This window comes from Mycobacterium persicum, from assembly GCF_002086915.1.
GTDB lineage: Bacteria > Actinomycetota > Actinomycetes > Mycobacteriales > Mycobacteriaceae > Mycobacterium > Mycobacterium persicum.
The window spans coordinates 4293738-4311210 of sequence record NZ_MWQA01000001.1; the positions used below are offsets into that span (position 1 = coordinate 4293738).

Consider the following 17473-nt stretch of genomic DNA (forward strand, 5'->3'; position numbering starts at 1 on the left):
GGCCCCGCGCTGTGCGATTCTGCGTCTGCTGGCGGGTGGTCTACAGCGGCGTCAGAAACTCGACGTCGCGCCCTTCCCCCAGAGCGACCAGGGCGACCAGGGTGGCGCCAAAGGTGATCAGGCGAATTCCCCGGCGGCGGGCCAGCGCCAGCAGGTGCGCATCGATCACCTGGCGGTCCACCTGGTGGATGTGTGAATTCCACGCCAGCGCGACCAGGGCATTGACATCGAGCAGCGCCACGCCCGGGTCAGTCCTCGTCGGCGGCGCGCCGAATCATCTCGGGGGTGACCGGTGGTGTGCCGGCCGAAACCCGGATCACGGGCAACTCGTCGTCGGTCTCGACACGCGCGGGGGTGAGGCCACGGCACCATCAGCCCGCCGGTGGCGGGGTGGCCCCTTGACGGGGCGAGTGTAAAGAAGGTCATACTGCATCGATGAAGCCGGATTACGACGTCCTGATTATCGGTTCAGGTTTTGGGGGCAGCGTCAGTGCGCTGAGGCTGACGGAGAAGGGCTACCGGGTAGGTGTGCTGGAGGCGGGCCGCCGGTTCTCCGACGAGGAGTTCGCCAAGACGTCCTGGGATCTGCGGAAGTTCTTGTGGGCACCCAGATTGGGTTGCTATGGCATCCAGCGGATCCACCCGCTGCGCAACGTGATGATCCTGGCCGGTGCCGGGGTGGGCGGCGGGTCGCTGAACTACGCCAACACCCTGTACGTGCCGCCGGAGCCGTTCTTCAAGGATCAGCAGTGGCAGCACATCAGTGACTGGCGCGACGAGCTGATGCCGCATTACGAGCAGGCGCAGCGGATGCTGGGCGTGGTGAAAAATCCGACCTTCACCGACGCCGACCGCATCGTCAAGGAAGTCGCCGACGAGATGGGATTCGGTGACACCTGGGTGCCGACGCCGGTCGGGGTGTTCTTCGGCCCCGACGGCACCAAGGCGCCGGGCAAAACCGTGCCCGACCCCTATTTCGGCGGCGCCGGGCCGGCCCGCACCGGCTGCATCGAATGCGGTGAGTGCATGACCGGCTGCCGCCACGGCGCCAAGAACACGTTGCTGAAGAACTACCTTGGGCTGGCGGAATCGGCTGGGGCGCAAGTGATTCCGATGACGACGGTGAAGGGATTCGAACAACGGGCCGACGGGCTGTGGGAGGTTCGCACCGTGCGCACCGGCAGTTGGACACGCCGCGACCGGCGCACCTTCACCGCCACGTACCTGATCTTGGCGGCGGGCACTTGGGGCACCCAGCATTTGCTGTTCAAGATGCGCGACAAAGGCAAGTTGCCCCGAATTTCCCAGCGCCTGGGCGTGTTGACCCGGACCAACTCCGAGTCGATCGTCGGCGCCGCGCGGCTGAAGGTCTCGCCGGACCTGGACCTGACCCACGGGGTGGCGATCACGTCGTCGATCCACCCGACACCGGACACCCACGTCGAGCCGGTCCGCTACGGCAAGGGATCCAACGCGATGGGGCTGCTGCAGACGCTGATGACCGACGGTACCGGTCCCGAGGGCACTGAGGTGCCGCGCTGGAAACAGCTGTTGGTGCAGGCCGGCGAGAATCCGCGCAAGATGATCCGGCTGCTCAACCCCCGGCAGTGGAGCGAGCGGACCGTGATCGCGCTGGTGATGCAGCACCTGGACAACTCGATCACCACGTTCACCAAGCGGGGGAAGCTCGGTATCCGCTGGTATTCCAGCAAGCAGGGACACGGCCAGCCGAACCCGAGCTGGATCCCGATCGGCAACGAGGTCACCCGCCGCATTGCCGCCAAGATCGACGGCGTAGCCGGGGGCACCTGGGGCGAGCTGTTCAACATCCCGCTGACGGCGCACTTCCTCGGTGGCGCGGTGATCGGGGACAGCCCGGAGAACGGCGTGATCGACCCCTATCACCGGGTCTACGGCTATCCGACGCTGTTTGTGGTCGACGGTGCCGCGATCTCGGCGAACCTCGGTGTCAACCCGTCGCTGTCCATCGCCGCTCAGGCCGAGCGCGCCGCGTCGCTCTGGCCCAACAAGGGCCAAAACGACCAGCGGCCGCTGCAGGGGGATGCCTACCGTCGGCTGGAGCCCATCGAGCCGGAGCATCCGGTGGTGCCCGCCGGCGCGCCGGGGGCGCTGCGGTGGCTGCCGGTCGATCCGGTCAGCAAGACAGGCTGATCAGCCGGCTCCTCAGCCGGCCAAAGCCAGCGGTGCCCCGCTGACCACGCGGCTGCGCCGGCCGTGCACGTCGACGGGCACGTCGCCCATCAGGGTGACCCGGTGCATCAGCCGATGCTGGTCGTCGTAGTCGTCGATGGCCCGGTGCTGGGTTGCCCGGTTGTCCCAGATGGCGACATCGCCCGGCTCCCAGTTCCAGCGAATCGTGTTCTCCGGCATGGTAATTCGCTGTTGTAGTAGTTCGAAGAGCACGCTTGACTCGTGGCTGTCCAGGCCGACGAAGTTGCGCACGAAGCTGCCGGCCAGCAGGGTGCGCTCACCGGTTTCCGGGTGCACCCGCACCACCGGATGCTCGGTCTGGAAATCGGGTTTCTGAAACGCCTGCCGGTGCGCCCGCTGGGCCTCGGTCAGTGGTTCGGCATGCAGGTAGTCGTGGCGGTTGGTGTGCAGCGCCCCCAGGGTTTTGGCCAGGCACTTGAGCGGTTCGGGCAGTCCTTCGTAGGCCGCCGCGGTGTTGGCCCACAGCGTCGACCCGCCGTAGCCGGGCAGGGTGACCGCGCGCAGCACCGAGGCCGAAGGGTAGTTGGCGGCGAAGGTGACGTCGGTGTGCCAGCGGTTGGCCTTGCCGTATTCGGAGTTGATCGGGGTGATGATCGGCGCGTTCTCGGCGGCCAGAACAGAGGCGGCCGGGTGGCCGATTGGGGTGCCCAGCAGGCCGGCGAATGCGAGCTGCTGTTGGTCGTCGAGGTGGTGCTGGTCACGGAAGAAAATCACCTTGTGGGTCAACAGCGCGGTGCGGATTTGCTCGACCGCGGCCGGTGGGAGGTCGCCGCCAAGGCGGACGCCGTCGATTCGGGCACCGATACGGCTGCTCAGTTTGTGCACTGCAATCAAGTTGGTCATTGCTGTCATCCTCGAGAAGACCGGTGTAGTCAATTGACTACACCGGTAGTGTAGTCGCATGACTACACTACCGGCAACCGATCGCCTGGCGGCACCCTCGGGGCGCGACGAGGTGGCCGCCGCGGTTTTGGAGGCGGCCGCCGACCTGTTCGCCGAACGCGGTCCGGCCGCAACGTCGATCCGGGACATCGCCGCCCGGTCAAAGGTCAACCACGGGTTGGTGTTTCGGCATTTCGGGACCAAGGAACAGCTCGTCGGCGCCGTGCTCAATCATCTCGGCGCCAAGCTGACCGCGCTGCTGCGCTCCGGGGCACCCGCCGAGGCGCTCGACCGCGCGCTCGACCGCCAGACGCGGGTGTGGGCCCGGACACTGCTCGACGGATATTCGGCCGAGCAACTGCAGGCGCGTTTTCCCAACCTCGCCGAACTGCTCGACTATGTGCGAACCCGCCACCACGACGATGCCAGCGCGCGCCTGGCCGTCGCCAATGCCGTTGCGCTGCGGCTGGGTTGGCGGCTATTCGAGCCTATGCTGCGTTCGGCGACCGGTGTGCAATTGTCGGACGACGAACTGCGGCGCGCGGTGCAAGCCGAGGTCGAGCGGATACTCGAACCGCGCTGAGCCCCGCCTCAGTGGCCGGCGATGCGCCGGCGGTGGACCGGTTCGCGGCCCGGCGGCTGCGGCGGAGGCGGTAGTAGCGGCTTGCGCGGGCGCACGGCAATGGTCGACGGCGACGACGTGTCCAGTTTGATGTCCTCGCCGGCGTGCCGGATCGTCAGCTCGCCGCCGGGCCCGTCGCGCAGCGTGTAGGTGACGTCGGAGTGATTGGCGTCGACGGTCACCCCGAAATCCCGCCACCGCAGCCGGAAGCGCAGCCGCGAGATGCCGTCGGGCAGTTGGGGATCGATGGACAGCACGCCCTCGTCGTCGCGCAGCCCGCCGAAGCCGCCGACCAGCGCCGTCCAGGCGCCGGCCAGCGAGGCCATGTGTAACCCGTCGCGGGTGTTGCGGTGCAGGTCGCGAAGGTCGATCAGGCCCGCTTCATAGGCATAGTCATGGGCCAGCTCCAGGTGTCCGACCTCGGCGCACATCACCGCCTGGGTACAGGCCGACAGCGACGAGTCACGCACCATCCGCCGCTCGTAGTAGTCGACGTTGCGCGCCTTCTGTTCGGCGGTGAAGGCATGGCTTTGGAACTGCATGGCCAGCACCAGGTCGGCCTGCTTGATCACCTGCGCGGGGTAGAGCCGCACGTAAGCCTCGTGCAGCAGCAACGGGTAGGTGGTATTGGCCTCGAAGTCCCACTCGGCGAACGTGGTGAACCCTTCACACTGCTGGTGAACCCCCAGCTCCTGGTCGTAGGGAATGTTCACGGCGTCGGCGGCGTCGCGCCAGGCGGCCATCTCTTCGGTCGTGACGCCCATGGTTTCGGCCGTCTCCGGGTGGCGTAGGCAGGCGTCGGCGGCGGTAACCAGGTTGTGTGCGGCCATCAGGTTGGTGAAGACGTTGTCACGCACGACGGCGGTGTACTCGTCGGGGCCGGTGACCCCGTCGAGATGCCACACGCCGTGCCGGTCGTGGTGGCCGAGCGAGAGCCACAGCCGGGCGGTTTCCACCAGTACGGCCAGGCCGCAATCCTTTTCGAGCGTGTGGTCGCCGGTGACGGTCCGGTACCGCTCGAACGCCATCGCGATGTCGGCGTTGATATGCCAGGCGGCCGTGCCGGCCGGCCAGTAGGCCGAGCACTCCTCCCCGCGGATGGTCCGCCAGGGGAACGCGGCGCCGTCGAGGCCGAGCTCGGCGGCCCGCTCCTTGGCCAGGTTCAGCGTCGAGGCCCGCCACCGCAGCGCGTCGGCGACCGCGTGCGGCGCGGTGTAGGTCAGCACCGGCAGCACGAAACCCTCGGTGTCCCAGAAGGCGTGTCCGTCGTAGCCGGTGCCGGTGAGGCCTTTGCTCGGGATGGCGCGGCGTTCGGCGCGCGCGCTGGCCTGCAACAGGTGGAACAGCCCGAACCGGACCGCCTGCTGGGACTCGGGATCGCCTTCCACCTCGACGTCCGCGTTCTCCCAGAAGTCGTTGAGGTAGGCGCGTTGCGCATCCAGCAGCCCCTGCCACCCGCTGTAGCGCGCGCCGTGCAGCGCCCCGGCAGCCTGGTCGCGCAGCGCCGGGCGGGAGCGCAGGCTGGACCAGCCATACGCCAGGTATTTGACGATGCGCAGCTTCTGTCCCGGGCGCAGCCCGCAGATCACCGTGGTCCGGGCCAAGTCGGCGCGGGCGTCGGTGGTGATTTCGACCCGGCCGGGAACCTCGACCTCGTGGTCCATCGCGGCGGCCATCATCAGGGCGCTGCTGCGGGTGCGGTGCATGAGAAGCGCGCCGCACTCGGTGCATTCGTGGTCGACGGCCTCCAGTGGTTTCTCCAGGATCGCCGACACCCGCGGGTCGGCGGAGGTCTCCGGTTGGTCCTCGTTGGTGACGAGTTCGGATTGCACTGTGACAAGCGAGAATTCGCCGACGGCCTCCACCACGTACTCAATGGCGGCGGCGGCCCGGTGGGCCAGTGACACCAGCCGGGTGGATACCACCTTGACCTGCTTGCCCGCCGGCGACTGCCAGTGGGCCCGGCGGGTCAGTGTCCCGGCGCGCAGGTCGAGAACCCGCTCGTGGGAGATCAGCGTGCCGTAGCGGACGTCGAACGGCTCGTCGTCGACCAACAAGCGCAGGATCTTGCCGTTGGTGACGTCGACGACCGTCTGGCCGGCCTCGGGGTACCCGTATCCCGCCTCGGCGTAGGGCAGCGGCCGGATCTCGAAGAAGGAGTTCAGGTAGGTGCCGGGCAGGCCGTACGGCTCGCCCTCGTCGAGGTTGCCGCGCAGGCCGATGTGTCCGTTGGACAACGCGAACAGCGATTCCGACTGCGCCAGCAGGTTCAGGTCGAGCTTGGTCTCGCGAACCCGCCACGGTTCAACGGGGAAGGCTTCTTCAGTAATCATGACTGGAGCAGTTCGGCGAGATCGTTGACCACCACGTCGGCGCCGTTGCGCCGCAAGTCCTCGGCCTGGCCCACTCGGTCGACACCTACCACGAACCCGAAATTACCGGCCCTTCCGGCCTGCACGCCCGACAACGCGTCCTCGAATACGGCGGCTGTGTCCGGGTCGGCGTCGAGCAGCTGGGCCCCGCGCAGGAAGGAGTCGGGGGCCGGCTTGCCGGCGATGTGCTCTTCGCGCAGCCGGACGCCGTCCACCCGCTGCTGGACGAACCGGTCCAGGCCGGTGATCTGCAGCACGTCGCGGGTGTTGGCGCTCGACGACACCACGGCGATGCCCAGCCCGGCCGCCGCGACCGCTTCCAGATAGCGCCGCGACCCGTCGAACACCTCGACCCCCTCGTCGCGCAGCACCTGCTGGAACATGTTGTTCTTGCGGTTGCCCAGCCCGTAAACCGTTTCGGCTTCGCCGGGGTCGTCGGGATTTCCGTCGGGCAGCTGGATTCCCCGGCTGTCCAGGAAGGACCGCACCCCGTCCTCGCGCTTCTTGCCGTCGACGTACCGGCGGTAGTCGGTGGCCGGATCGAAGGGGACGAAGGGTTCCCCGGTGCGCTCGGCCCGCTCGGACAGGTACGCGTCGAACATGGCCTTCCAGGCCTTGGTATGCACGCTGGCGGTATCGGTGAGGACACCGTCGAGGTCGAACAAACAGGCACGCACCTTCTCCGGCAGACCCAGCACAGGCAACCTCGCTCCCGCTCACAGTTATTTGGGTGATACCAGTCCACCATCTCACCCTGGCGATGACGGCACCTTAGCGCGTGACCCTGACACGTTCATGTGGATCGGGCATCCCGGCGCCGCGGGTCCGAGTTGAGGCGGACGGCGCCGGCGCGCCCGCGGAGGTGGCGAACATGGTGGCGGCGCGGTTACCGCCGCGGCCCCGGACGACCCGGTGAGTGGCGATCCCGCGCGGTGCAATGATCCGACAATGATCCGAGACCTCGACGCCTCAAACGACGCGTCAGCGCTGGTGCCGATGGGTGCGCTTCGCAATGGAAACCCTTTGGCGGCAACGAGTTAACTGATTGCCCCGGCTCTGGCCCCGGCTCCGGCTCTGGCGATCCCCCGGATCGCTCGCAGCCGTCCGTCAGCGAGCGCACGGGTGAGGTTCTCGGCCTTCTGTGCGAAGTCGGCGACGAAGGCGTGCAGCCCAAGCGGGTTGGCGGGCAGTGACAGCAGCAGCTGCATCGTCGCGGTGGCCTGCTCGGTGAGATCGCTCCAGTGCTCGACCGCGAACCCTGCCGACTCGACGACGGCGCGCAACTCGCCGGCAGTGACCAGGTGGCTACGTCCGGGTTGGTCGGCCCAGGGCAGCGGATAATCGAGTTCACCCGGCTCGCCAATAGTGATGTCCCACAGGGCAAGTCGGCCACCGGCGACGGTTACCCGACGCGTTTCCCGGTAGAGGCGGGTCTTGTCGACCACGTTCATCTGGACATGCTGGCTGAAGACAACGTCGAAAGTGGCTTCGGCAAAGGGTAGTTCGGTGACATCTGCCTGCCAGACGCTAATCCGCTCGTCGAGCCCGACAAGTCGATTGAGCCAACGATTGGTTTGGCAGTACTCATCGGTCAGGTCGACAGCGGTCACCCGGCACCGGCACCGATCGGCGACGAAGCGGGCGGTACCGCCGATCCCGCTGCCGGCGTCGAGAACCCGCATGTCGGCGGTAATCCCGATCAGGTCCACCAATTCCGTGGTGGCAAAGCGGCCCATCGTGTGGAAGTCCTCCAGCATGGTCAGGTCCGCGGGCCGCAGGTGCTCGAGATCTTTTCCGGCGGCCAGCAGAGCCTGCCGGATATTGGCCTGAGTCAGCCCAGTCGAATACTGGGTATGGATCTGGCTGTCGGTCATTTCGGCACCCGGGCCCACGCGGTGATCAGCGGAGGCATGGTGACGACGGCGTTGACCGCCAACATCTCGCGGCGGAATCTCGGCACGAATTCGTCGATGTCGGCGAGCTCGTCGATGGCGAAGCCCAGCCGTTGTGCTGTCGGAGACACCAACCGCCATACTTCGGCGGCGTAGGCCAAGATCTCGGTGTCGGCGGCGGTACCGATGGGGGTGCCGAGGGTAAGACGTGGTGCGCCCAGACCGGCGTCCTGAAACACCGTGTGCAGGCTGGTGCCGAAACTCGGCGGCAGCCCGATAGCCTCGAAGGCGCGGGCGATCCGCGTCGTCACGCGCCGAAAGAGCGGCAGCTCCGGAACGCTGCGGGTCCCGGTGATGTCGTTCTCGGAGAAGGCGATTATGCCGCCGGGGCGCACCAATGAGCTGAGGTGTCGCAGCGTGGCGGCCGGGTCGGGCAGGTGCATCAGGATCAACCGGCCGACGACCGCGTCGACTGGTTCGTCCTCGCTGACCGCGTCGATGGCGGCTTGCTTGAATCGCACTGTAGGCAAACCTTGTTCGGCGGCACGGGCGCGGGCGAGCCCGATCATCTCGGGCGCGGCGTCCACGCCGAGAACGGTTCCGGTGGGGCCGACCAGCCGGGCCGCGATGAACGACACGTCACCGGGCCCGCAGCCGACATCGAGTACCCGCATGCCCGGCCGCAGCCCGGCGAGCCGGAGCGCATGCTCGGTGTAGTCGTTGTACAGTCGTCCCTGCAGCAGCAACCGTTGCACCTCGATGTCGTTGTGGCCCAAGACATAGGTGCTACTCATCGTGTTGGTCTCCTGTCTTCCGGGGTTGTGGTGTGTTGAGTCGCAAGCCGTTACGTTCGCGTCAGTGCAGCTGCCGGGGTGGGCGCGGTTGGGTGTGGCGCGCGTGCCGGCAAGAACACCGCGACGACGACGGCGGCGGCCAGCGCGATGCCGGCGCAGACCAGGGATCCGGCCTGCAGGCCGTCGAGGAAGGCGCGGTCGACAGTGCCGCGGACGGCGACGGCATGGTCTGCCGGCAGCCGCCCGATCACGTTGTAGGCGGCCGCGATTGAGTGCCGCATGGCTGCGCGGACGTCGGCGGGCAGCGTCGTCAGCGCCGCGCTGGCGCCGAGCCGGCCCGAATACACGGACGCGAAGACGCTGCCCACGATGGCCACGCCGAGGGTACCGCCGAGTTCGCGGGTGGTGTCGTTGACGGCCGAGCCGACCCCGGCCTTGTCCGCCGAAAGGGAGCCCATGATCGCCTCGGTGGCCGGTGCGGTGGTGAGGCCGAGCCCGCCGCCGAGCAGCAGCATCTGCATCGCGATCTCGCGATACGGCGTGGCGGCATCGGCCGTGGACGCCCAGGCCAGGCCCGCGGCGAACACGCCCAGACCGGCGGCGACGACGGCGGTGGTGCCGACCCGCTCGACCAGCCGCGGCCCCAGGACGCTGGCCAGCGCGATCGACAGCGCCACCGGCAATAGCCGCACCCCGGTCTCGAATGCCCGGTATTCCTTGATGAATTGGAAGTACTGGGTGATGACGAAGATGAACCCGAACAGCGTCAGGAAGCCTGCGGTCACCGCCAGGCTGCCGCCGGAGAAACGACGGTCGGCGAATACCGACACGTCCACCATCGGGTGGCCGCTGCGCCGTTCCCACAGCGCGAAGCCAACGAGAACCGTGGTGGCCAAAGCGAATCCGATGGCGGTTCGGGTGCTGGTCCAGCCCCAGGTGGGTGCCTCGATGACGGTGTAGACCAACATTGTGATACCCACCGCGGACAGCAGCAGGCCGGGGACGTCGACCCGGGGTGCCGCCGGGTCGCGCGAGGTCGGGACGAACAGCATTCCGCCGGCGCTGGCGATGATCGCGATGGGGATGTTGACCATGAAGATCGAGCCCCACCAGAAGTGTTCGAGCAGCCAGCCGCCGCTGATCGGCCCGACGGCCACCCCGACGCCCACCATGGCCGCCCACACACCGATCGCCTTGGCCCGGGGGACGGGGTCGGTGAAGATGTTGGTGATCAGGCCCAGGGTGGTCGGGAAGATCACCGCCGCGCCGACACCCATGGCGGCCCGCGCCGCGATCAGCGCGTCCGCCGAATTCACCTGTGCGGCAACGCCGGAGGTGATCGCAAACAGGACGAGGCCGGCGTTGAGCCAGCCGCTCCTGCCGTAGCGGTCGCTGAGGCTGCCGGCCGACAGCAACAGGCCGGACATCACCAGGGTGTAGGCGTCGACGATCCATTGCAGCTGCGCGGTGTCGGCGCTCAGGTCGCGCGACAGCGTGGGCAGGGCGACGTTGACGATCGTGGCGTCGACGCTGATGACGAAGACGCCGAGGCAGATGACGGCGAGCGCCGGAACGGGATGGTTGCGGAAGGCCGGAAGAGTCATGGACAAGATAATAAAGTTATAAGACAAGATGATCAAGTATATGGTGGAAAAAGATGTCTACTGTCGATAGGCTGGCGCAATGGCGACCCGCAACTACAACCAGAACTGCCCCATCGCGCGCGGGCTCGACATCCTCGGTGAGCGGTGGACCCTGCTGGTTCTGCGTGAGTTGGTCGGCGGTCCCCGCCGCTACGGCGATCTGCGCGCCGCACTGCCCGGCATCGCCACCAACCTGCTTGCCGAGCGGCTCAAACAACTACAGGACTTCGGGCTGGTCGAGCGCACCGACTTACCACCTCCGATCGGGCGCACCGTCTACACCCTCAGCGACGTCGGTTGGCAGCGGGTGCCTCCCGTCCTGGGAAGCATCGCGCGGTTCGGACTGGACCTGCTCGATCCCGTCGACGACGGCCAGATGTCGCCGTTGAACGGATTTTTGGCCGGGATACTGCTGGGCTTCGACCCGCTGAAGGCCGCGGGTGTGGAGGCGACCTGCCGCGTCGAGGTCGACGGCCGCCGGTTCGAGTTCGCCGTGACACACGGCCGTCTCGGCGGCGCGCGCGGCGAGCCATCGGTCACGATCACCGCCGACGCGGCGGATCTGGTCGCCGCCCGCCTCGGTGCCGGTGAGGCCGACCGCCAGGCGGCGCTGCGCCGAATCCGATTCGACGGCGACCACGACGCGATCGACGCGGTGCGCCAGGCATTTTCGTTGCCGTCCGGCTAGCAACGAGATTGGCGGCATGGTGCCCGGCCGCGCGGCGGGTCGGAGGGCGCGCAGTGCGGCCGGGCACACCGTGCGGCGGGAACCGGGTGGCGGCACCACTAAACTTGCGGCGTGGCGAAACCTGACGATCCCGAAGCAGCTGGACATGTGCCGCCGCGGCCGGTGTTGGTAGTGGACTTCGGTGCGCAATATGCCCAATTGATCGCCCGCCGGATCCGAGAAGCCCGGGTTTTTTCGGAGGTGGTTCCGCACACCACCGCCGTCGAGGAGATCAAGGCCCGTAATCCGCGGGCGCTGGTGCTGTCCGGCGGACCGGCGAGCGTCTACGCCGACGGCGCTCCCAAGCTGGATCCGGCGCTGTTCGAGCTGGGTCTGCCGGTGTTCGGTATCTGCTACGGGTTTCAGGCTATGGCACAGGCGCTCGGCGGGACGGTCGCCCACACCGGCACCAGTGAGTATGGCCGGACTGAACTGAAAGTCCTTGGCGGCAAGTTGCATTCGGACCTGCCACAGGTCCAGCCGGTGTGGATGAGCCACGGTGACGCGGTGACAGCCGCCCCGGAGGGATTCGAGGTGGTGGCCAGTAGCGCGGGGGCGGCGGTGGCTGCCTTCGAGAACCGGGAACGGCGCCTGGCCGGTGTGCAGTACCACCCGGAGGTGCTGCACACTCCGCACGGGCAACAGGTGCTGGGCCGGTTTCTGCACGAGTTCGCCGGGATCGGCGCGGAGTGGACGCCGGCCAACATCGCCAGCGCGCTGATCGAGCAGGTGCGTGTGCAGATCGGCGATGGGCATGCCATCTGCGGTCTGTCCGGGGGAGTGGATTCCGCGGTAGCCGCGGCGCTGGTGCAGCGCGCGATCGGGGACCGACTGACCTGTGTCTTCGTCGACCACGGCTTGTTGCGCGCCGGTGAGCGTGCGCAGGTGGAGCGTGACTTCGTAGCCGCCACCGGGGCCAACCTGGTCACCGTCGACGCGGCGGACACTTTCCTGGCGGCGCTGTCGGGGGTGCACAACCCCGAGGGCAAGCGCAAGATCATCGGCCGGCAGTTCATCCGGGCCTTCGAGGGTGCGGTGCGAGATGTGTTGGACGGGCGTGAGGTTGAGTTCCTGGTGCAGGGCACGTTGTATCCCGACGTGGTGGAATCCGGCGGTGGCAGTGGCACCGCGAACATCAAGAGCCACCACAATGTAGGCGGCCTGCCCGGGGACCTGAAGTTCAAACTCGTTGAGCCGCTGCGGCTGTTGTTCAAAGATGAGGTGCGCGCGGTGGGACGGGAGTTGGGTCTGCCGGAGGAAATCGTTGCGCGCCAGCCGTTTCCGGGACCGGGCCTGGGTATCCGGATTGTCGGTGAGGTCACCGCGGCCAGGCTGGAGACGCTGCGGCGCGCGGACACGATCGCGCGTGAGGAACTGACCGCCGCGGGTTTGGACAACCAGATCTGGCAGTGTCCGGTGGTGCTGCTGGCCGATATCCGTTCGGTCGGTGTGCAGGGCGACAACCGCACCTACGGGCATCCGATTGTGCTGCGCCCGGTATCCAGTGAGGACGCCATGACCGCCGACTGGACCCGGGTGCCCTACGAGGTGCTCGAGCGGATCTCGACCCGCATCACCAACGAGGTGCCCGAGGTCAACCGCGTGGTGCTGGACATCACCAGCAAGCCGCCGGGCACCATCGAGTGGGAGTAGCCGGGAGTCACTTCACATCGGGGTCGGGCACCGAAATTGCCGCCACGGTCGTGGCCCGGACATCGACCGCAGCCATGGCGGCGATCTCGGCGTTACGTCTGGACGAGTTCGCGCCTGCCGTAGTCGATTGTGGCCGCGGCCCAGGACCCGCCGGCCTGCTCGACGAGTTGGCGGGCGATATCGAGATCGCGGTTGGCGGCGACTAGTAGCAAGGTGTGGTCGGCCGTGGTGACAGATCCGCCCAGCAGTCGCTGGCGTGCGGCCGAATCGGCCATCAACGCATCGCCGAAGCGCGCGATGTCAATGTGGGGCACCGCAATGAGGATCGCGTCGGCTTCGGGCGCACCTTGCGGAAGGTATTCGAAGGTCAGCGCCGTTTCCTGGTGGAACTGGCGATTCATCGCCTCCGCGGCGATGTGCAGCGCGGGTTCGTCGACCACGCAGAGATGGAACTGGCGGGCGCGCTCGTAGGCGATCTGCTGCAGCGTAGCCGACCAGAACACGCCGTCGACCAAGGTCGATCCCGTCACCTCGGCGCCGGTCTGGGCGATGGTTATCGCGGCTTGACGCTCGAAGGGCTCCAGGTCGTCGTGCAATTGGCCGGCTGCCTGGGCATCGGGACCGGTGATGACCCAGGTGTTGTCGGTGGCGAACAGCTCCGCCGGTTGACAGGATCCGGCAGCGCTGCTGGCCGGTGCGAAAACGCTGCCCGAACACACCATCAGCCACACCAGCACCGAACGCACACAGCAGCTTCTCACGTTGCTTGACGGCTGTCGCCGGGTGGGTGTTTACTCGACTGTATCGAACATACATTCGAAAATATGAGTTCAAGAGCTGGTAGGAGGGCGAGTCATGACTGCGGCTTTCGCCTCCCGCCCACCGCATGGAAGCCGTGCTGAGCAGCTGGAATCGTTGCGCCGGCAGATCGCCGTGCTGTCCGGAAAAGACCTCGTTCGTTCCGATGACCTGCTGCCGGAATCGGAATCCACGCTGGCCGTCCCGGAGTTGCCGGCACTGCTGCCCCGGGGAGCGGTGGCGATGCTGTCCGGAGCCCGTTCGCTGCTGCTGAGCATGGTGGCCGCGGTGACGGCGGCCGGGGGCAACGCCGCCATCGTCGGCCAACCGGATATCGGGCTGCTGGCCGCGGTGGAGATGGGAGCCGACCTGAGCCGCCTCGCGGTGATACCGGATCCCGGGACCGATCCGGTGGAAGTGGCCGCAGTGCTCCTCGACGGCATGGATCTGGTGGTCCTCGGCCTGGGCGGATGCCGGGTGACGCGGACCCGGGCGCGGGCCGTGGTGGCGCGGGCTCGCAACAAGGGGTGCACGCTGCTGGTCACCGACGGCGACTGGGAAGGGGCGTCAACCCGGTTGGAAGCCCGGGTCTGCGGCTATGAGATCACGGCGGGCAGCCGGGGCACACCCACACCCGGATTCGGGCGGATCAGCCGGGTGCGGCTACAGGTCAGCGGATGCTCGCGGGGGCAGCCGGTCGACCGAGTGCGAATGGGGTGAACCTGGTGGCCTCGTCCCGAGTGCTGGCGATCTGGTGCATGGACTGGCCCGCGGTCGCGGCGGCCGCAGCCGCGGGCCAGCCGGCGACGGCTCCGGTCGCGGTCACTTTGGCCAACCGGGTGATTGCCTGCTCGGCGACGGCGCGTGCGGCCGGAGTACGCCGTGGGCTACGGCGCCGGGAGGCGGCGGCCCGTTGTCCGCAATTGCACATCGCGACCGCCGACGCCGACCGCGACGCTCGTTTCTTCGAAGGGGTGATCGCGGCGGTAGATGATCTGGTGCCCCGCGCCGAGGTGTTGCGGCCCGGGCTCTTGGTGTTGCCGGTGCGTGGCGCGGCGCGGTTTTTCGGGTCCGAGCAGCAGGCGGCCGAGCGGCTGATCGACGCGGTGGCGGTGGCGGGCGCCGAGTGTCAGGTCGGGATCGCCGACGAATTGTCCACCGCGGTTTACGCCGCGCGTGCCGGTCGCGTCGTGGAGCTCGGGCAGGACGCGCGGTTCCTGTCGGCGTTGTCGATCCGCCAGCTTGCCACCGAGCCGAGCCTGTCCGGGCCGGGGCGAGAGGAGTTGACGGATCTGTTGTGGCGGTTGGGGATTCGGACCATTGGTCAGTTCGCCGCATTATCCCGCACCGATATCGCATCCCGGTTCGGAGCCGACGCGGTGGCCGCGCACCGGTTCGCCCGCGGTGAACCCGAACGTCTTCCCTCCGGACGCGAACCGCCGCCGGAACTCGACGCCGTACTGGACTGCGATCCACCGATCGACCGGATCGATGCCGCGGCATTTGCCGGGCGGTCGCTGGCCGGAATGCTGCATCAGGCGCTGATGGCCGCCGGCGTGGGATGTACCCGACTGGCCATTCACGCGGTGACCGCCAACGGCGAAGAGCGCAGCCGGGTGTGGCGCTGCGCCGAACCGCTGACCGAGGATGCCACCGCCGACCGGGTGCGTTGGCAACTGGACGGATGGCTGACCAACCGGACCGCCCGCGACCGGCCCACCGCGCCGGTGACACGGCTGCGGTTGCAGGCGATCGAGGTGGTGTCCGCCGGGGCGCTGCAGTTGCCGCTATGGGGTGGCCTGGGTGAAGAAGACCGGCTGCGGGCACGTCGGGCGCTGGTGCGGGTGCAAGGTCTGCTGGGCCCGGAGGCGGTGCAGGTGCCGGTGCTGTCCGGCGGTCGCGGGCCGGCCGAGCGCATCACGTTGACCCCGCGGGGCGACGAGCCGGTGCCGCAATCCGACCCGAGTCAGCCGTGGCCGGGCCAACTACCCGAGCCGTCGCCGGCGGTGCTGCTCGACGATCCGGTGGAACTGCTTGACGCCCAAGGTAATCCGGTACGGGTAACCGGCCGGGGGATGTTCTCCGCCGACCCGGCGCGATTGACGTCCCGTGGTCGAGACGATCGGCTGCGTTGGTGGGCCGGACCATGGCCGGTCGACGAGCGGTGGTGGGATGACCGGCCCGAAGCCGGTCAAGGGGGAAGCCGCACCGCCCGCGCCCAGGTGCTGCTGGAGAGTGAGCGCGCGTTGCTGCTGTGCTACCGCCAGCGGCGCTGGTATCTCGAGGGAAGCTATGAGTAAACCTCGACGCGTTGTAATGCCTCGGGCGTCAGGTCCTTGCGGGAGGGATAGCCGTCGACCGCCATGATCAGGTCCGCCTCGGCCAGCAGCGAGCGCAACACGTGCACGATGCCGTCGACACCGCCAAGCGCCAGCCCGTAGGCATAGGGCCGGCCGATCCCCACCGCGGTTGCTCCCATCGCCAGGGCCTTGATGATGTCGGCGCCGCCGCGGATGCCCGAGTCGAACAGCACCGGCAGCCCGTCGGCGGCTGCGAGCACACCAGGCAGACAATCCAGTGCGGGCAGTCCGCCGTTGGCTTGCCGGCCGCCGTGGTTGGAACAGTAAATGCCGTCGACTCCAAGGTCTTTGGCGCGACGCACGTCGTCGGGGTGACAGATGCCCTTGACCATCAGCGGCAAGTCGGTCTGCGACCGCAGCCACTCCAGGTCGTCCCAGCGGAACGGGCCGCCGAAGATCGGTAACTTGCGCACTGCCGCCTCTGTGGCGTCCTCGCCCGGATGCAAACTGGCGCGAAAAACCGGATCGGAGGTGTAGTTGCTCAGGCAACCGCTGGGCACCTGCGGGTAGTTGCCGGCACTCAGGTCGCGCGGCCGCCAACCGGTGGCCCAGGTGTCGAGGGTGACCCCGATGGCCTTGAAGCCGCATGCTTCGGCCCGGCGCACCAGGCTGGTGGCCATCTCGCGGTCCGGTGGCGTATACAGCTGGAAGAATCCGGGCGTGTCGCCGAGTGCGGCGGCGACGTCTTCCATCGGGTCGGCCGTCAGTGTCCCCACAAAGAACGGCACCCCGGTGCGGGCCGAGGCCCGTGCCGCGGCCAGGTCGCCGTGGCCGTCCTGGGCGCACACACCGATGACACCGATGGGGGCCATGAAGACCGGGGACGACAACCTGATGCCGAACAACTCGATGGACAAATCGCGTTCGGTGGGAGCAATCCCCATGCGGGGGAACACACCCCAGCGTTTGAAGGCTTCGACGTTGGCGCGCTGGGTGTGCTCGTCTCCGGCGCCACCGGCGACGTACCCCAGCACTTTCGCCGGCATGGCCGCCGCTGCCTTGGCCTCTAGCTCGGCGAAGTCGATCGGGTACGGCGGCTGGCGGCCGGCCTGTCCCTGTTGATAGAGCTCGTTCTGATATTCGGCGAACCCCATGGCCTTCGGATACCCCGCGAGCTGTTGGCCAAACGACGCCGCCGTGCGGTCGGCAACGGTTCTCGGCGACGGCGTCGCCGCCGCGGGTTCGCTCGGCGACGCCCTGGAGTCGGCTGCACCACACCCGTCACACCTACCCCGGCGCCGAGGCGGGTGTGCAGTTTGCCCACCTCGTCGCGACGACGCCGTTGGGCGCCATGGCTTGTCGCCGTGAGCGGTCGTGGGGCAGCAGCTCCGGTATGGGGAGATGGAAATCGCGTGCTGAAGCGGTTGGTTGCGGGGCTGATGGCGCCGAGTGTGTGCTGGTGGCGCCGAGTGTGCCGTCAGGGCGGCCGATCGCGGCGGTTCCCGCCCTAGATACACAGTCAAAGCCGTCACTGCACACTCGAAACCGGCGGCCTGAC

At 68.0% G+C, this 17473-nt stretch carries 14 protein-coding genes and 2 pseudogenes; 6 read left to right on the forward strand and 10 right to left on the reverse strand.

The window, feature by feature from the left end:
* Window positions 1–40: 40 nt before the first annotated feature.
* Both B4U45_RS19675 and B4U45_RS19680 read right to left on the reverse strand, forming a co-directional pair.
* The gene (locus B4U45_RS19675; RefSeq protein WP_075547126.1) at window positions 41–241 is read right to left on the reverse strand and encodes a hypothetical protein; all 201 of its coding nucleotides are present in this window, start codon (window positions 239–241) and stop codon (window positions 41–43) included.
* 7 nt (window positions 242–248) lie between these two features.
* Window positions 249–365: pseudogene (locus B4U45_RS19680) on the reverse strand (antitoxin); the annotation flags it as partial.
* Between the two features lie 70 nt (window positions 366–435).
* Here B4U45_RS19680 and B4U45_RS19685 point away from each other — a divergent pair.
* A complete protein-coding gene (locus tag B4U45_RS19685; RefSeq protein ID WP_075547127.1) occupies window positions 436–2172 on the forward strand; it encodes a GMC oxidoreductase in 1737 nt (578 codons plus the stop codon).
* A gap of 12 nt (window positions 2173–2184) precedes the next feature.
* Here B4U45_RS19685 and B4U45_RS19690 read toward each other — a convergent pair whose 3' ends face one another.
* Window positions 2185–3075: a TauD/TfdA dioxygenase family protein gene (locus tag B4U45_RS19690; protein WP_219859486.1), complete on the reverse strand. Its 891-nt coding sequence runs from the start codon at window positions 3073–3075 to the stop codon at window positions 2185–2187.
* A 58-nt stretch (window positions 3076–3133) separates the two neighbouring features.
* On the opposite strand from B4U45_RS19690, the gene B4U45_RS19695 reads away from it, so the two are divergent.
* The gene (locus tag B4U45_RS19695) at window positions 3134–3697 is read left to right on the forward strand and encodes a TetR/AcrR family transcriptional regulator (RefSeq protein WP_075547129.1); all 564 of its coding nucleotides are present in this window, start codon (window positions 3134–3136) and stop codon (window positions 3695–3697) included.
* 8 nt (window positions 3698–3705) lie between these two features.
* Here the strand turns inward: B4U45_RS19695 and B4U45_RS19700 are convergent, their stop codons facing one another.
* From B4U45_RS19700 to B4U45_RS19720, 5 genes and pseudogenes are all read right to left on the reverse strand, one after another.
* Window positions 3706–6069: a glycoside hydrolase family 65 protein gene (locus B4U45_RS19700; protein ID WP_075547130.1), complete on the reverse strand. Its 2364-nt coding sequence runs from the start codon at window positions 6067–6069 to the stop codon at window positions 3706–3708.
* Window positions 6066–6856 (reverse strand): annotated as a pseudogene (locus B4U45_RS19705) (beta-phosphoglucomutase family hydrolase). Before B4U45_RS19705 ends, B4U45_RS19700 begins: the two are co-directional and overlap by 4 nt.
* A 289-nt stretch (window positions 6857–7145) precedes the next feature.
* On the reverse strand, window positions 7146–7982 hold the full coding sequence (locus B4U45_RS19710; RefSeq protein WP_075547182.1) for a methyltransferase domain-containing protein: 837 nt from the start codon (window positions 7980–7982) through the stop codon (window positions 7146–7148).
* Window positions 7979–8794: a class I SAM-dependent methyltransferase gene (locus B4U45_RS19715; protein WP_075547132.1), complete on the reverse strand. Its 816-nt coding sequence runs from the start codon at window positions 8792–8794 to the stop codon at window positions 7979–7981. Before B4U45_RS19715 ends, B4U45_RS19710 begins: the two co-directional genes overlap by 4 nt.
* 50 nt (window positions 8795–8844) lie before the next feature.
* Window positions 8845–10398: an MFS transporter gene (locus tag B4U45_RS19720; RefSeq protein WP_122526378.1), complete on the reverse strand. Its 1554-nt coding sequence runs from the start codon at window positions 10396–10398 to the stop codon at window positions 8845–8847.
* 79 nt (window positions 10399–10477) lie between these two features.
* On the opposite strand from B4U45_RS19720, the gene B4U45_RS19725 reads away from it, so the two are divergent.
* Together B4U45_RS19725 and guaA are read left to right on the forward strand one after the other, a co-directional pair.
* On the forward strand, window positions 10478–11125 hold the full coding sequence (locus B4U45_RS19725; RefSeq protein ID WP_075547134.1) for a winged helix-turn-helix transcriptional regulator: 648 nt from the start codon (window positions 10478–10480) through the stop codon (window positions 11123–11125).
* A gap of 111 nt (window positions 11126–11236) precedes the next feature.
* A complete protein-coding gene (gene guaA, locus B4U45_RS19730; RefSeq protein ID WP_089024953.1) occupies window positions 11237–12817 on the forward strand; it encodes a glutamine-hydrolyzing GMP synthase in 1581 nt (526 codons plus the stop codon).
* Between the two features lie 92 nt (window positions 12818–12909).
* Here guaA and B4U45_RS19735 read toward each other — a convergent pair whose 3' ends face one another.
* Window positions 12910–13563, reverse strand: coding sequence for a hypothetical protein (locus B4U45_RS19735; RefSeq protein ID WP_371686876.1), 654 nt, complete (start codon window positions 13561–13563; stop codon window positions 12910–12912).
* A gap of 109 nt (window positions 13564–13672) precedes the next feature.
* Between B4U45_RS19735 and B4U45_RS19740 the strand changes: the two genes are divergently transcribed.
* The gene (locus tag B4U45_RS19740; protein WP_075547135.1) at window positions 13673–14335 is read left to right on the forward strand and encodes a hypothetical protein; all 663 of its coding nucleotides are present in this window, start codon (window positions 13673–13675) and stop codon (window positions 14333–14335) included.
* A 2-nt stretch (window positions 14336–14337) separates the two neighbouring features.
* The gene (locus tag B4U45_RS19745; RefSeq protein ID WP_219859576.1) at window positions 14338–15915 is read left to right on the forward strand and encodes a DNA polymerase Y family protein; all 1578 of its coding nucleotides are present in this window, start codon (window positions 14338–14340) and stop codon (window positions 15913–15915) included.
* On the opposite strand, the gene B4U45_RS19750 is transcribed toward B4U45_RS19745, so the two are convergent.
* Complete coding sequence (locus B4U45_RS19750) at window positions 15906–17069, reverse strand: alpha-hydroxy-acid oxidizing protein (protein WP_075547136.1); 1164 nt, start codon at window positions 17067–17069, stop codon at window positions 15906–15908. The two genes, B4U45_RS19745 and B4U45_RS19750, sit on opposite strands and share 10 nt — an antisense overlap.
* Window positions 17070–17473 lie beyond the last annotated feature (404 nt).